The sequence below is a fragment of the Acidithiobacillus sp. TH-A67 genome (assembly GCF_057473545.1).
On record NZ_JBYCKU010000036.1, the window covers coordinates 1 to 14,709 of the forward strand.

The following is a 14,709-nucleotide window of genomic DNA, read 5'->3' on the forward strand; positions in this document are numbered from 1 at the left end:
ACTGGTACGCGCTGATGCAGGCCCTCGGGCTGAATGTCAAGGATGCGCTCCCTGCCGGTACTTGCCGCGCCGCCCGCCTGCTCGATCAGAAAGCCCATGGGATTGGCCTCGTAGAGCAGGCGTAGTTTGCCCGGTTTTTTGGGATCCTTGGTGTCAAAGGGGTAGAGGAAGATGCCACCGCGGCAGAGGATACGGTGTACGTCGGCCACCATGGAGCCTACCCAGCGCATATTGAAATCCCGTTCGCGGGGACCTTCCCTGCCAGCATTCAGCTCATCGATATAGCGCCGGACGGGTGCCTCCCAGTGCCGATGGTTGCTCATGTTGATGGCATATTCGCTGGTATCTTCTGGAATCCGCATCTGCGGATGGGTGAGCACGTACTCGCCCACCTCGGGCAAGAGGGTGAAGCCATTGACTCCGAAACCCGTGCTGTACACCAGCATATTGCTGGAGCCGTAAAGGGCATAGCCGGCACAGACCTGCTGCGTGCCGGGCTGTAGAAAATCCTCCAGTTTGGCGTCTTTGCCGGCGGTCGGGGCCTTGAGAATGCTGAAAATGGTGCCAACGCTGATGCCGACATCGATATTGCTGGAGCCATCGAGGGGATCGAAGAGCAGGAGGTACTTGCCACGTGGTATCCCTGCCGGGATCTCGTAGGGCCCATCCTCTTCCTCAGAGACCATGCCCGCCAGATGCCCGGTCCAGTCCATGGACTTGAGAATGGCGTTGTTGGCAATGATGTCCAGCTTCTTTTGCACTTCGCCCTGCACATTACCGGTATCGGCGCTGCCGAGGGCACCGACCAGCGCGCCACGGTAGACCTGGGAGCCGATGAATTTACAGGCGACCGTCAGGTCATTGAGCAATGCCGCGAAATCTCCGGAGGCCTCCGGATACAAACGGGTTTCTTCGATGATGAATTGGCTGAGAGTGGTACCGATCTGCATGCTGGGAGATCCTTTGGCAGGGTTCAACAGGCGCTGAGCGCCAGACGAAATGGGATGGTAGATTCTAGCGCGCGGCTTGGTCCGGGGTCCATCCATTGGAGAAACTGAATGTGCAAGCGATGCATGCCACCACTGATTTTGGGATAGATTTCGGGTGTCTGCACTTCGAGTTGCAGGAGGGAAACAGGTTGTCTCGGGTTGAGTGGCGTTCCAAAGCGTCCATGTTCCGCGCTTTGGAAACTCCAATCGAGGGATTCCCGCAGAAAAAGCAGGATGAGCGCGGCGCTGTCTTCGAGAAGGTGGAAGTGGGCGCGCCAGCGCTGCAGTTGGGCGACGCGGAAGGCCGGCTCCTGTTGCTCCCAAAAAGCCAGCAAGGGCAGATCGGCGCCGCTGAGGCCGCCAGCGACGGCCTGGCGTCCCCGCGCCAGTTGCAACAGTTCCTGGCGTCGCAAGCTCTCGGCGAAGTTTTGCGGGCCACTGCGCAAGGCCTGCTGCTGCGCGTGCAGCCGATCTTCCCAGGCGCGCAGCGCGCCTTGATCGACCAGTTGCGACTCCTTCCATACATGCAAGGCCTGGATCAGGCGGTCCAGCTCGAGAAGCAGATCCACGCGCAATTCGGGTCGCTGGCAAAAATCGAGGAGCTCCAGAAAGGTCCGTAGCAGGGCGCGCAAGCTCTCTGGCGCAGAAAAATCCTGATCCAGACACTGAAAGAGAGTTTCCAGGCGCAGCAAAGACCTTGTCCTCTCTTGTAGAGCAGTCTCGTATCGGGCCATCACTATTTTCTTTCCAATCTCGGGTTTGAGAGTGCCACAAGCCCCGCCCCGAAGCAAAAAGGCTTATGGGTGCAGGGCTTGCCACCAGCGTTGCAAATGGAGTTGTAAATCGGCTGGAGTTTTCTGGTTGGGAAGAATCCAGGTGGCAACCCGGCGGCGTTCTTCGGGATGGATCTGTTGCGCAATCGCCGCCTGCGCCGTCTCGGGATCCCAACCCCGCGCCGCCAAGCGCTCGATCTGTAGCGAGGCTGGGCAATCGATCAGCAACACTCCGTCCAGAAGCTCTGCGTAGCGGTTCTCCACCAGCAGGGGAACGACCCAGAGAATGGTCGCCGCGGGGTCCTGGTTGCCAATCGCGGTGCTTTCCGCAAGAAAGCGTTCTCGGATTTGCGGGTGTAATAGTTCTTCGAGCCACTGTTTGGCGTGGGTATCGGCGAAGATGATCTGGCGCAGCTGCGCGCGATCCAGGCAGCCATCCGCATGCAGGATGCGCGCACCAAAACGCTTGGCAATCCGTTCGAGATTGGGATGACCAGGTGCCACCAGCTCGCGGGCAAACAAATCGGCGTCCAGAATTTTCGCCCCCAGCGACGCGAGAAAATCCGCAGCGAGGCTCTTGCCGCAGGCAATGCCGCCCGTCACGCCGATACGACGGCTCATCCCGGTGCCGCCAGATGCAGGAATTGCTCGATCACGACTTGCGGCCAGAGCAGCAGGATTGCTCCACCCAGAGCGAGATAGGGACCAAAGGGGATGGCGTAATCGCGGCCCTTGCCGAGGCCAAGGAAGACGATCGCCACCAGCCCCCCGCTCAGGGCGGCGATGAACAGCGCCAGAAACATATCCTGCCAGCCCAGCCACGCACCAATCATGCCCAGCAGCTTGAAATCGCCATGCCCCATGCCCTCCCGTCCGCTCAGACGCAGGTAGATTTCTGCCAGACCGCGCAGCAGTCCGTAGCCGAGCAGTAGGCCGAGGAGGGCGTCGAGGGGGCGGGTTAGGGCAAAATCTGGACTGAAAAAGGCCGTGGCGTTGACGAGCAGGCCGAGGAGCATGCCGGGTTTGGTAATGCGATCGGGGAGAAGGTAAGTCTCGAGGTCGATGAGCGTCAGGGCGAGCAAGGCCCAGAGCAGAAGCAGTGCGGGCAGGAGTTGTCCACGCCAGCCGAGGACCGCAGCGGCAAGGAGAGCCAGCAAAGCGGCAGAAAGCTCGACCAGGGGATAGCGCCAGGAGATGGGGGCCTGACAATAGCGACAATGACCACGCAGGAGCAGCCAGCTGAGCAGGGGAATATTGTCCCAGGGACGCAGGGCGTGCCCACAACTCGGGCAATGCGAGCCGGGGAATGCGATCGACTCCTGCCGCGGCAGGCGATGGATGACTACATTCAGAAAGCTGCCGACCAGAAGACCAAGGATGACCAGGAGTGTCCAGGCCAGGGGCTCAAGTGCTGTCGGCATGTGGGTCTCTCTTTGCGCAGAGTTGCAGACGCAGGGCCAGTGAGCGTTGGCCGATGCCCAGATTTTGTGCGCAGGCTGCAGCATCGTTCTGGACAGCCGCGAGCTGCATGCGCAGAAATTCCTGCTCGGCGCTCCGCAGTCGCTCTGCCAGGGGGGAAAGACGCGCCATGCTGGGTATCTGCGCGGGACGGATCGTGTCCTCCGCGCTCAGATCCTGCAGCGTAATCTCCGGCCCGGTGTGGAGGGCGAAGGCGCGTTCCAGGAGGTTTTCCAGCTCCCGAACGTTCCCGGGAAAGGATTGCTGCGCAAGCCACTGGATGGCGGTCGCTGCCATGCCCGGCGGGGTCTTCCCCTGACGTTGGGCGATTTTGCGCAAGAGGGCAGCGACGAGCAGAGGAATATCGCCCTGGCGCTGCCGCAAAGGGGGAATCTGCAGGGGTACCACATGGATGCGGTAGTAGAGGTCCGCCCGGAAGGTGCCGGCATGGACCATCTCTTGCAAATTCCGATGGGTAGCGGTGATCAGGCGGATGTCGACAGGAACTTCGCTACTCGCACCGATCGGTCGAATACTGCGCTCCTGCAGAGCGCGTAACAGCTTGACCTGCATCGCCATAGGTACGTCACCGATTTCGTCGAGAAACAGGGTGCCGCCATCGGCGGCAAGAAAGAGGCCTTCACGCTTCTGGTTGGCGCCGGTAAACGCCCCCCTCTCGCTGCCGAACAACTCGCTTTCCAGTAGTCCTTCTGGAATGGCCGCGCAGTTCACCGCAATAAAGGGTTTGTCGCGGCGTGGCCCCGCGTCGTGTATGGCGCGGGCACTGAGCTCTTTGCCAGTGCCTGATTCGCCTGTGAGGAAGACCGGTGCATTACTGCGGGCCAGGAGTTGGATCTGCTGGCGCAAGGCGCGCATCGGTTCACTATCGCCCACCAGGCGATCGATTCCGTTGTTGGCTCCGTCGGACGTCAGCACGGCCAGCGTCCGTGCCTGTTCGACCAGGCGCCGTAGACGTTTGAGGTCGATAGGCTTGGTCATGAAGTCGAAGGCGCCGGCCTGCATGGCTTCGACCGCACCGTCCGTTGAGGAATAAGCGGTGATGACGGCAACGGGAACTTGCGGTGCATGGCGGTGGATATGCCGGACGAAGTCCAGGCCGCTGCCATCCGGCAGGCGCAGGTCAGTCAGGCACAACGCGTAGCTGTGCAGTTCGAGGGCCTCGCGTGCACCGCGCAGATCGTGCGCAACTTGTACCGAGAAGCCCATCTCCGCGAGGGTGATATCGAGCAGTTCCGTAATCGTCTGTTCATCATCCAGAACCAGCGCCCAGGAAGCGGCCTTCTCATTCATAACGGTGTACCCAGATGCCACTCCCGCAGCCGGAACCAGAATTCCGCACCACCATTACGATGATTCTGGACGCCAATATCCCCATGGTTGGCACGGAGCAATTCGCGCACCAAAGGCAGACCCAGTCCTGTGCCTTGGGATTCCGTCGTGAAAAAGGGTTCAAAAATACGTTCCAGGTTTTCTTCGGGAATGCCCGGGCCGTGATCGCGCACGCGGATTTCCAGTTCTTCCCGGTCACGGAAAGCCACAACCGAGATATCCACTTGCCGGATTTGCTCTTCGCCTTGCCCGTAGCGCGCCGCATTCACCAGCAAATTGGCGAAAATCTGCTGAAGTTGCTCTGAATCACAGCTGGCCAGGGGAAGGCTATTGGGGATGTCGAGTTTCACCTGGAGATCTTTTAACAACGGATCCTCGCGTAGTTGATTCAGGACCACCGGCAACCAGGCGCTGAGAGAAATGGGTTCCGGGTGGGCCGCCCGTGGGCGCGCCATTTCCAGCACGGAGTCGACGATGCGGTTCAGACGCAGCGACTCACGGTCGATGATGCTCAGCAAGCGGCTTTCACTCTTCTTTAGTGCCCGTTCCCCTAACAGTTGTGCGGCGTGGCGAATGGCGCTGAGCGGATTGCGAATCTCATGCGCAATGTTCGCCGCGAGCCGCCCCAACGCTGCCATCTGTATTTCCCGTTGTCGTTCCCAAAGAATCGTTGCATCGCGTAATGTTAGGATTGTATAGGGGGTATTCGGAAGTGGAATACTCTGCACCCAAAAACTCCGTTTGCCGCCATCTGCTGCGGAAAGGACCAGTTCCTTCTCGCTCTGCGGCGCTTTGGCGTAGAGGAAGCCTGCGAGCTCCGGGCGCAACAGATCGAGCGCTTCCGGTAATTCAGAATCTTGCGGCAGATTGATCATGGCGCGGGCAATGGGATTGCTGAATAACGTGCGATGCTGCCGGTCGAGGACCAGAATCCCGACATCACTTTGTTGAATGATTTCTTGATTCAGAGCGTTTAAATCGAGAATTTCCTGTTCTCTGGCGGCATTCCAGATAGCCGCGCGCTCGCGGTTACGCACGAGGTTGTCGGCAAGAAAGGCAACGGTGAGCAGGGCAACCAGGTACATCAACGTGCGGCTGGAAAACCATTCGATATCCTGCCAGCCGCTGATCAAAAAAATGAGCAGGATCAGGATCCAGACAAAGGCGAGGGCCGCTTTGCCGCGCAACTGATAGGCATTGGCAATGAGCAGCAGCAGAGGAAGTATGACGAGGGTTCCGGATAACCCGCCAGTGAGGGCAAAGAGGGTCAGAACCAACGCCATATCGATGATACTGATAAAAAGCTTATTTCTTTCCTGCCAGAAACCTGGCCACAACTGCAATGTAAAGAGAATGCCCAGACTCCAGAGGAGGGCGATGACGCTGGTATCGCGAACCGCAGCGCTTGGCCCGGCCGGCTCGAAGATCAGGCTCTTGCTGGATAACGTACTGATCAGGACGAGAGCGGTACTTACCAGAAGGCGCGAAAGGGCGAGGCTCCAAACCCCCATTGTGAGGCGATGCTGGTTGACAGCTTGCATAGTGCCGTCAGAGGTTGGTGACGCGAAGGACTTCTTCAAGGCTGGTTATGCCTTCTTTGACCCGCAAAAGTCCGGATTGGCGCATGCTGAGAATGCCTTCCGCCGCGGCCTGGCGGGACAGGTCCATCGCCGATCCCCCTCGCAGAATGATCTCGCGCATGGCGTCGCTGATGGGCATGACCTGATACAGACCCATACGGCCGCGATAGCCGCCGTTGCACTGCTCGCAGCCGACCGGGCCCATGGGCTGCAGACCTGCAAGATCCTCGGGCGTGAAGCCTGCTTCCAAGAGTGCCGCCTCCGGTATTTTTTCGGGCTTTTTACAGGCGACACAAAGCTTCCGCACCAGGCGCTGCGCCATGACCAGATGCACGCTGCCAGCGATGTTGTAGGTCGGAATCCCCATGTTTTCCAGGCGGGTGAGGCTTTGCGGCGCGTCATTGGTGTGCAGGGTGGCGAGCACCAGGTGTCCGGTCTGGGCCGCCTTTACCGCGGTCTCGGCGGTTTCTAGATCGCGGACCTCACCCACCATGATCACATCGGGGTCCTGACGCAGAAACGAGCGCAGCGCCGCGGCAAAGTTGAGTCCGATGCGTTCGTTGATGTTCACCTGGTTGATGCCGTAGACGGGGATTTCTACCGGGTCCTCCGCCGTGCTGATGTTGACATCGCCGGTGTTGAGGATGTTGAGCGCAGTGTACAGGGTCGTAGTTTTGCCGGATCCGGTCGGGCCGGTAACGAGGATCATCCCGTAGGGCCGGTGGATGGCATCGTCGAAGGCGCGCAATTGTTGCGGCAGAAAACCCAGCGCTTCGATGGGCACTTTGGCGCTGGCCGGATCGAGCAGACGCAGGACGATGGTCTCGCCGAAATTGGTCGGCAGGAAAGAGACGCGGAAATCGATGATTCTTGCCGGGGGAACGCGAACTCGTAGGCGGCCGTCCTGGGGCAGGCGCCGCTCGGAAATGTCGAGACGACAGAGGATCTTCAGACGAGAGGTGATCCCATCGCGCAGGCCGATCGGGGGGTGGAGCATGTCCTGCAGCACGCCATCGAGGCGATAGCGCACGCGAATGTCCCGCTCATAGGGCTCGATATGAATATCCGATACGCCCTTTTGGATTGCATCGAGGAGGAGCTGCTGGACGAAGCGCACGACGGGGGCGTCTTCCCCTTGGGCATCGCCGGCCAGATCGAATTCATCCTGCTCTTGCTGGGCGTCATCAGGGGCGAAGAATTCTTCGAGCTGATTCTTGAATCCTCCGGAGAATTCCGCAACCGCCTTGGCCAGCTTGTCGGCCTCGACCAGGATGGGATTGATTTGCAGGCCGCCCGCGTTGAAGCGGATGTCTTCGGTAGCCTTGACATCAGTGGGGTCGGCCATCGCCAGATAGAGCGTATCGCGATGCAGCGAAATGGGGAGGACCTGATACCGATCCAGAAGCGCGCGGTCGATGCGATGAATGACGGTTTCGTCCAGTTGCACGGCACCCAGATCGAGCATTGGCATTTTGTAGCGTTCGGAGAGATATTCCATCAAGGCGCTTGCCGAGATGGCCTTCTTTTCGACCAGAAAAGGAAGCAGCGGCTGCTTGCCGCGCGCAGGATCGTTCAGCAGGGCGCGGAGAGAGCTCTCATCCGTCAGGCCTGCCCCCACCAGTCCACGCAAAAGGGGGGTCAAGGTTATAGCTTCGGGGTTTGCAGCCATGTCCGCAGGATTTTCTCCACAGCTCCGGAGTTTGGCAACTGACCGGTCCAGATACGAAAACTTTCTGCCCCCTGCTCCACCAGCATGCCCAGGCCGTCCACGCAACGCAGCCCATGGGCCTTGGCCGCCGCCAGCAAGGGGGTTTGCAAGGGTTTATAGACGATATCACAAACAATGCCGGATTCAGGTATCTGCTGCAGATCGATTTCCGGGTGATTTTCGCCGCGTAGACCCCGACTGCTGGTATTCACCAGTAGTTGGATACAGCGCAAGTGTGGCTCGATGGCCGTGCGGGAAAGAGCCAGCGGACGGATGGGTAGGGTCGGAAACTCGGCTGCCAGGGCCTCGGCGCGGGCCAGGGTGCGGTTGGCCAGGTAGATGGGCGTGGCGCCTTCCCCCGCCAGGGCGTGGAGTATGGCCCGCGCCGCCCCGCCCGCCCCAATCACCAGGCTGGGGCCGCTGATCGTGCCGGCATGGCGGCGCAGGGAGCGGGCAAAACCGGTGATATCGGTGTTTTCGCCCAGAATGCGCCCGTGCTCGAAGAGCAAGGTGTTGACGGCACCGATGGCAGCAGCGCGCGGCGAGAGTTCATCGACGAATGGCAGCAGCGCCTCTTTGTGCGGAATGGTGACATTGATGCCGCGCACTCCCAAGGCCTGCAGCCCGCGAAGGGCACTGGGCAGATGTTCTGTAGCGACGGGAAAGGGCGCGTAAAGAAAATCTAGCCCCAGTTGTTCGGCAAACTGCCGCTGCATCCAGGGTGACAGACTGTGCTGCAAGGGATCGCCGATGATGCCGCAGACCATTGCCCCACCAGTGGGTTTCAGCATAGCTGCTCCCGCAAGCGCAGAACTTGGGACCAGTTTCTCCCTGGATACAGGCTACCGAGGACGACCGCCTCCCGTTGCCCGGTAACCCCGTGCAGATCGATCGGGCGGCCGAGCAGACACTGTCCGCCCAGCCAGGCGAAGGCCAGGGCTTCCATGGCAGCACTGGGGATTCCACTCACCTGTTCACCCATTTCCACAGCCACATCCGGCAGCGCGGTCTGCAAGTTGGCAAGCAGGGTACGGTTGCAGGCGCCACCGCCAAAAACCAGCATCCGTGCCGCCGGCGGCAGCCAGCGCTGCGCCGCCTGGGCGATGCTGCTGGCGGTCAAGGCGCAGAGGCTCGCGAGAAAATCCGCTTTCCTGTCTTGCCAAGCCGACCATTGCGCCTCTACCCAGCGGGCATTGAATAGCTCCCGTCCGGTGCTCTTGGGTGGTGGCCGTTGAAAGTAGTCGAGAGCAAGCCACTCCCGCAGCATGGTTTCCTGCACTCGACCCTGTGCCGCCCAGGCGCCGTCGGCGTCATAGCGCAGTTCTCCGTCGCTCAGGAGTTGCACTGCGGCATCGATCAGGACATTGCCGGGACCAGTATCGAAGGCGCGGATCCTCCCTTCACTGCCGCGCGCGGGAACCCAGGTCAGGTTGGCCATGCCCCCAAGATTCAGGACCAGCAGGGGCCGCTCCGTGGCGAGCAGCGCGCTATGAAAGGGGGGTACGAGGGGTGCACCCTGTCCACCGGCTGCGAGATCGGCGCGGCGAAAGTCATGAGCTACGGTGCAGCCGGTTGCCTGTGCGAGCTCGTAGGCAGAGCCGATTTGCCAGGTGTAGCCGTCGGGTCCATCGGGCTGGTGGGCGACGGTTTGCCCATGCAGGGCAAGCAGATCGAACTGCACTCCGGAAGCAAGAATTTGCTGAGCAAATTCGCCATGCAATCGCCCGATCTCCCGATCGATGGCGAGGAGTGGACGAGCGGCGTCACCTTCCTGTAGGCGAAACAGCCGCTCCTGCAATGCTGGCGGATAGGGAGAGTGCCAATGAGCGCGGAGCTCCCCCGCGCTCAGGGCCGAAAATTCCAGGAGAGCGGCGTCGATGCCATCGGCACTGGTGCCGGACATCATCCCCAGGATCAGCAAGAGCGCTCCCCGATCAGTCGTGCTCGTGTCCGTGCGGACCATGCACGTGGCCGTGCGCGAGCTCCTCGGCGCTGGCGGCGCGCACGTCGAGCACCTTGACGGCAAAATGCAGGTTCATGCCGGACAGGGGATGATTGAGGTCCACGGTGATGTCTTCCCCCTCCATCTCGATCACCGTGGCGATCCGTACGCCCTCGTCGGTGTCGACCTCGAACTGCGCGCCGACCTCGAGTTCTTCGGGGTCGTCAAAATCTTCCTTGCCTACGACGTCGACCAGGTCTTCGTCCCAATCGCCATAGCCATCTTCCGGGCTCACGTCCGCCTCGACCTGATCGCCAACCTGATGACCATTGAGGGCGCGTTCCAGCCCTGGCACGATGTCGCCATGGCCATGCAGGTAGACCAAAGGCTCGTCGCCTTCGGAGCTATCGAGAATTTCACCGTCCTCGTCGGTCAGGGTGTAGTCCAGGGTGACAACGCAGTCCTTGGCGATCTTCATGGCGCAGCTTCCTTCGTGGGTGGGTTTTCCAGGGGCAGTGTAGCCGTTGCCGCTGGGCTGCGCAAAAGCTCGTCGTCGTGGGGAATATGTTCATCGAGGATGCCGCGAAAATCCGCGATCCACGCAGCATCGGCATTGAGACAGGGGATATAATGCATCTGTTTGCCCCCCGCATGGAGAAAGATCTCCTTGCCGCCGATGGCGATCTCTTCTAGCGTTTCCAAGCAGTCGGTCACAAATCCTGGGCAGAGGCAGTCTACTCGGCCGACGCCGGCCTTGCCCAGTTCCTGCAACGTGACCGAGGTGTAGGGTTCGAGCCAGCGCGCTGGACCAAAACGGCTCTGAAAGGTCTGTATCCATTGCTCTGGTTGCAGTCCCAATGCGCTAATCAGCAGTTCCGTGGTCTTTTCGCATTCCGCGCGATAGGGATCGCCGAGGGCGACATTACGCGCCGGCAGGCCATGGAAGGACAGCAGCAGACGATCTGGGCGGCCGGTCTGTTCCCAGTGAGCGCGCACCGAGCGGGCAAGGGCATCGATGTAGCGGGGATGCTGGTGCCAGTCGCGCAGAAAGACCAGTTCGGGAAGATTGCGCCAGCTGCGCAGTTCAGCGCTTACGGCATCGAAGATCGCTGCCGTGGTGGTGGCAGAATACTGTGGGTACAGCGGCACCACGACGATCTTTTCGCAGCCGGCATCGCGCAGGGCACGCAGTCCCGTGGCCACGGAAGGTTGCCCATAGCGCATGGCCAGACGCACCAGGACAGTGCCCGGCTGGCGGGAATCATATTGTTGCTGCAAGCCCGCGGCCAGATTCTGGCTATGCACGAGCAGTGGCGAACCTTCATCCAGCCAGATACTGCGGTAGGCGCGCGCCGAGCGGGCTGGTCGCGTCAACAGGATGGGGCCGTTGAGGATGGGCCACCAGAGGACGCGCGGGATCTCCACCACCCGGGGGTCGCTGAGAAACTCGCGTAGGTAGCGTCGTACCGCCGGGGTAGTGGGGGCCTCAGGGGTACCTAGATTGACCAAGAGAATACCAATCATGCGGATTCCTTCAGGGTGAGGCAGACCGGGGCGTGGTCCGAGGGGCGTTCTGCCGCCCGCGCGGCGCGGTCGATGTGCACTTCCTGCAGGCGGGGTAAGAGGGTTTTGCTGCCCAGGAGCAGATCAATGCGCAGACCAATGTCGCGGCGAAAGCCGGCAGCGCGATAGTCCCACCAGCTCCAGGCGCGCGTTTTTGGATGCTGGTGGCGAAAGAGATCGATGAGTCCCAGATCGAAAAGTCGCTGTAGGGCGGCGCGTTCGGCCGGCGAGCAGAGGATGTCCTCGCCCCAGGCAGCGGGATCGTGGACGTCAAGGTCAGTGGGGGCGATGTTGAAGTCACCGAGCAGCAGTAGATTGGGCGATTGCTGCAACTCCTCACGCAGCAGCCCTTCCAGGCGCGCGAGCCAGGCGAGTTTGTAGTGATATTTGTCACTGTCGACGGCCTGGCCATTGGGCACGTAGACATCGATGATGCGCAAATTGCCGATGCTGGCGGCACAGATGCGTGCCTGGCCGTCACTGCTATCCGGCCAATCGCAACGCGGATCCTGCAGAGGCAAACGACTGAGGATGGCAACGCCATTGTAGGTGCTTTGTCCGTGGTACAGGCTTTGATAGCCGATCTCCTGCAGCGCTAGCACGGGAAAACGTTCATCGGTGAGTTTGGTTTCCTGCAGGCAGAGTACGTCTGCTTCTTCCGCCTGTAGCCAGTCGAGCACCTGCGGCAGGCGCACCTTCAGGGAGTTGACGTTCCAGCTGGCAATTTTCACGCGGACATGCTCATTGCGGGGCAGTTTCGGCGACACTGGGCCGGTCGCGCAGGGATTGATACCAGCGATGCAGGTCGGCGTAGGGGACGAGCAGCTCGGGGGCGCGCAGATCGACGTAGCCAATGGCGGCAATCGCCCCGATCCGGCCCAGATCGAGAGGGCTGTCCGGGCTCCAATCCCGGCTTTGCGTCTGCAGAAAGGCGAGACCATCCTGTACCTTGCTGCGCTGCTTCTTCAGCAGGCTCGGATCTTGACAATCCTTCCTGCGACGATGCTCCTGTACCCAGGCAATGGTCGCGTCCATGATGCCGTCGGCCAGGGCCTCCAGGCGCAGGCAGCGGACCTTATCCATGGGATCGCTGGGGAGCAAGGGCGGCTGCGGATGCAACAGCTCCAGATACTGCAGAATGACCGCGGAATCATAGATCGCCTCGCCATCGTTGCGCAACAGGATGGGGATCTTGCCTAGCGGGTTTTGTTCCTTGCCGGCATGTTCCGGATCGCGCAGATCGACAATTTCGATCTCGCAGGGGAGATTCTTTTCCCGCAGGGCGATGTGGACCTTGCGGGCGTAGGGGCTGGTGGGCGTGCTGAGGAGTCGCATGGCAGGGTTCCTGTGCGCAATGGGCTTGACCCTATGATGACCAATGCCCGCCAGCAAGCCAAGTGCGTGGCCCTTCCCACGCGCACGGGAATGTCGCAGCATTCGCGGTTATGAACTACCGACATCAATTTCATGCGGGCAATGCTGCCGATTGCATGAAGCATCTGGCCCTGGTGCTGGCCTTGACGCAGCTGCTGCGGAAAGATCGGCCCCTGTATTTTGTCGATACCCATGCTGGTGCTGGTCGCTATGCCGTGTCTGCGGAGGGCGAAGCGAAGGACGGCATCCACCGGCTTTGGCCGCAGCGGCGGGAGCTGGCGGAGTTGCGTCCCTGGCTCGATCTCCTGCTGCCAGACAATCCCGGCAAGGAGTTGCAGCACTATCTCGGCTCGCCGCTCCTCGCCGCCCGCCTGCTGCGTCCCCAGGATCCTCTCTTCCTACTCGAAAAAGTGCCGGGAATCGCGCAGGAGCTGCGCCAGGCACTGGCCGGCCGGGGGCAGACGAGCATTCTCCAGGAGGACGCCTATCAGTTCCTACGTCGGCCTGCGCCGCCGGCGGCGGGGCGGGGTCTGGTCTTGGTCGATCCCGCCTTCGAGGTGGCAAAGGAATGGGAGTTGTTGGCGGAAGCCTTGATTGCGGCGCTGCAGCACTGGCCTCTGGCGAGTTTCCTGGTGTGGTACCCCATCAAGATCCGCGGTAAGATTTCGCGTTTGCTGTTGCAGTTGCAGGCACAGACGGCACTACAGAGTATAGAGTTGCTCTGGGAAGCGGGCGCCGGGCAAGAGCGCCTGCGCGGTTCCGGGCTCCTGATCCTGCGGCCGGTGTGGGGTTTCGTCGAGCCCTTGGCTGCGGCCTTGAGTCGTATGGGGCCCTTGCTTGCCATGCAGGGGGAGTGGTCGGTACAGCTGCGTGGCTTGCCGCAGGTCGCCCGTCGCGTGCACGCCCCAAGTGAAAGCATAGGAAAGAAAAGGACATGAATCCGTTGCCCCCAGTCGATCAGATCCGCACCCTGCATTTTTATGGCGGGCCCAAGGCAGAGTTACAATTGTCTCTGCCGCAGCGGCCCGACAACCGCTTGTCCATCCAGGTGCTCTATCAGCTCGCCCTCCGTCATGGTGTCATCAGCCCCAGCGGCGCACGCGAAACTCTGGCAGAGTTGCCGGCGGTAGCAGAGGCCACAGACGCCCGGGTGTTGCTACAGGGCGTGCTGGAGCGCGGAGAATTTCTCGCCGTGCGGGTACAGCGCTGAATGCGCCTGTACAGCTGGAACGTCAACGGCTGGCGGGCGGCCTTGCGTAAAGGCTTGCGGGACTGGGTCGCGGACAGCCAACCCGATGTTCTCTGTGTGCAGGAGACCAAGGCGGACCCAGAACGACTCACGGAAAACGAGCGCGAGTTGCCGGGGTATCGGGGTGACTGGGCTGTCGCCGAGCGCCCCGGATACAGCGGTGTTGCCACCTTCGCCCGCGCCGACTTCCCCTTGCTGCAGCGGGGCTTGGGGAATCCCCGCTATGACCGGGAAGGGCGTGTTTTGGCCCATGACTGCGGCGACTTCGATCTCTACAACGTATATTTTCCCAATGGCAAAAAAGACGCCGACCGGCTGGCCTACAAGCTCGATTTTTACGCCGACTTCCTCGCCCAGATCGAGGCACGGGTGGCGGCTGGGCGTCCGGTGGTATTTTGCGGTGATGTGAACACTGCCCATAACCCCATCGATCTCGCCCGGCCCGCCGAGAATGCTAAAATTTCCGGTTTCTTGCCACAGGAGCGGGCCTGGCTCGATCGCTGGGAGGCCGCCGGGTGGGTGGACAGTTTTCGCCACCTGCATCCGGAAACGCAGTGCTACTCCTGGTGGAGTCAGCGCACCGCGGCGCGGGAGCGGAATGTCGGCTGGCGTCTGGACTATTTTTGGGTACATCGCAGCCTGTTGCCGCGCGTACGCGGCGCCGGAATCGCTACGGAGGTCCTGGGTTCGGACCACTGCCCGGTCTGGCTGGAAATCGACTAG

16 protein-coding genes are annotated in these 14,709 nt (G+C 61.1%); 3 read left to right on the forward strand and 13 right to left on the reverse strand.

Annotation, left to right across the window (positions count from 1 at the left end):
* The 13 genes from AC2VNM_RS05135 to AC2VNM_RS05195 all read right to left on the reverse strand — a co-directional run.
* Nucleotides 1-950, reverse strand: a 950-nt coding sequence (locus AC2VNM_RS05135) for a class 1 fructose-bisphosphatase (RefSeq protein ID WP_486912985.1), incomplete at its 3' end; no start/stop codon positions are given.
* 23 nt (nt 951-973) lie between these two features.
* Entirely contained in the window at nt 974-1,723 is a 750-nt protein-coding gene (zapD, locus tag AC2VNM_RS05140) for a cell division protein ZapD (RefSeq protein WP_486912986.1), read from the reverse strand.
* A gap of 63 nt (nt 1,724-1,786) precedes the next feature.
* Nucleotides 1,787-2,383: a dephospho-CoA kinase gene (gene coaE, locus AC2VNM_RS05145; RefSeq protein WP_486912987.1), complete on the reverse strand. Its 597-nt coding sequence runs from the start codon at nt 2,381-2,383 to the stop codon at nt 1,787-1,789.
* On the reverse strand, nt 2,380-3,183 hold the full coding sequence (locus tag AC2VNM_RS05150; RefSeq protein WP_486912988.1) for a prepilin peptidase: 804 nt from the start codon (nt 3,181-3,183) through the stop codon (nt 2,380-2,382). The genes coaE and AC2VNM_RS05150 overlap by 4 nt, the downstream gene beginning before the upstream one ends.
* Complete coding sequence (locus tag AC2VNM_RS05155; RefSeq protein ID WP_486912989.1) at nt 3,167-4,531, reverse strand: sigma-54-dependent transcriptional regulator; 1,365 nt, start codon at nt 4,529-4,531, stop codon at nt 3,167-3,169. Before AC2VNM_RS05155 ends, AC2VNM_RS05150 begins: the two co-directional genes overlap by 17 nt.
* Nucleotides 4,528-6,081: a two-component system sensor histidine kinase NtrB gene (locus AC2VNM_RS05160; RefSeq protein ID WP_486912990.1), complete on the reverse strand. Its 1,554-nt coding sequence runs from the start codon at nt 6,079-6,081 to the stop codon at nt 4,528-4,530. The genes AC2VNM_RS05155 and AC2VNM_RS05160 overlap by 4 nt, the downstream gene beginning before the upstream one ends.
* Nucleotides 6,082-6,118: 37 nt before the next feature.
* Nucleotides 6,119-7,819: a type IV-A pilus assembly ATPase PilB gene (pilB, locus tag AC2VNM_RS05165; protein WP_483165198.1), complete on the reverse strand. Its 1,701-nt coding sequence runs from the start codon at nt 7,817-7,819 to the stop codon at nt 6,119-6,121.
* A complete protein-coding gene (locus tag AC2VNM_RS05170) occupies nt 7,795-8,649 on the reverse strand; it encodes a shikimate dehydrogenase (protein ID WP_486912991.1) in 855 nt (284 codons plus the stop codon). Before AC2VNM_RS05170 ends, pilB begins: the two co-directional genes overlap by 25 nt.
* On the reverse strand, nt 8,643-9,821 hold the full coding sequence (locus AC2VNM_RS05175) for an anhydro-N-acetylmuramic acid kinase (protein WP_486912993.1): 1,179 nt from the start codon (nt 9,819-9,821) through the stop codon (nt 8,643-8,645). The genes AC2VNM_RS05170 and AC2VNM_RS05175 overlap by 7 nt, the downstream gene beginning before the upstream one ends.
* Nucleotides 9,793-10,278 carry an FKBP-type peptidyl-prolyl cis-trans isomerase gene (locus AC2VNM_RS05180; protein ID WP_483165201.1) on the reverse strand — a complete coding sequence of 162 codons (486 nt, stop codon included), beginning with the start codon at nt 10,276-10,278 and terminating at the stop codon, nt 9,793-9,795. The genes AC2VNM_RS05175 and AC2VNM_RS05180 overlap by 29 nt, the downstream gene beginning before the upstream one ends.
* Nucleotides 10,275-11,324: a ferrochelatase gene (gene hemH, locus AC2VNM_RS05185; RefSeq protein ID WP_483165202.1), complete on the reverse strand. Its 1,050-nt coding sequence runs from the start codon at nt 11,322-11,324 to the stop codon at nt 10,275-10,277. The genes AC2VNM_RS05180 and hemH overlap by 4 nt, the downstream gene beginning before the upstream one ends.
* Nucleotides 11,321-12,094 carry an exodeoxyribonuclease III gene (gene xth, locus AC2VNM_RS05190; RefSeq protein WP_483165203.1) on the reverse strand — a complete coding sequence of 258 codons (774 nt, stop codon included), beginning with the start codon at nt 12,092-12,094 and terminating at the stop codon, nt 11,321-11,323. Before xth ends, hemH begins: the two co-directional genes overlap by 4 nt.
* Before the next feature lie 10 nt (nt 12,095-12,104).
* Nucleotides 12,105-12,698, reverse strand: a complete 594-nt coding sequence (locus AC2VNM_RS05195) for a glutathione S-transferase family protein (RefSeq protein ID WP_486912994.1) — start codon at nt 12,696-12,698, stop codon at nt 12,105-12,107.
* 110 nt (nt 12,699-12,808) lie between these two features.
* Between AC2VNM_RS05195 and rlmJ the strand changes: the two genes are divergently transcribed.
* Genes rlmJ through AC2VNM_RS05210 form a run of 3 tightly spaced genes read left to right on the forward strand, consistent with a single transcriptional unit; the run spans nt 12,809 to nt 14,709 of the window.
* On the forward strand, nt 12,809-13,675 hold the full coding sequence (rlmJ, locus tag AC2VNM_RS05200; protein WP_486912995.1) for a 23S rRNA (adenine(2030)-N(6))-methyltransferase RlmJ: 867 nt from the start codon (nt 12,809-12,811) through the stop codon (nt 13,673-13,675).
* On the forward strand, nt 13,672-13,947 hold the full coding sequence (locus AC2VNM_RS05205; RefSeq protein ID WP_483165206.1) for a DUF2322 family protein: 276 nt from the start codon (nt 13,672-13,674) through the stop codon (nt 13,945-13,947). The genes rlmJ and AC2VNM_RS05205 overlap by 4 nt, the downstream gene beginning before the upstream one ends.
* The gene (locus AC2VNM_RS05210; protein ID WP_483165207.1) at nt 13,948-14,709 is read left to right on the forward strand and encodes an exodeoxyribonuclease III; all 762 of its coding nucleotides are present in this window, start codon (nt 13,948-13,950) and stop codon (nt 14,707-14,709) included.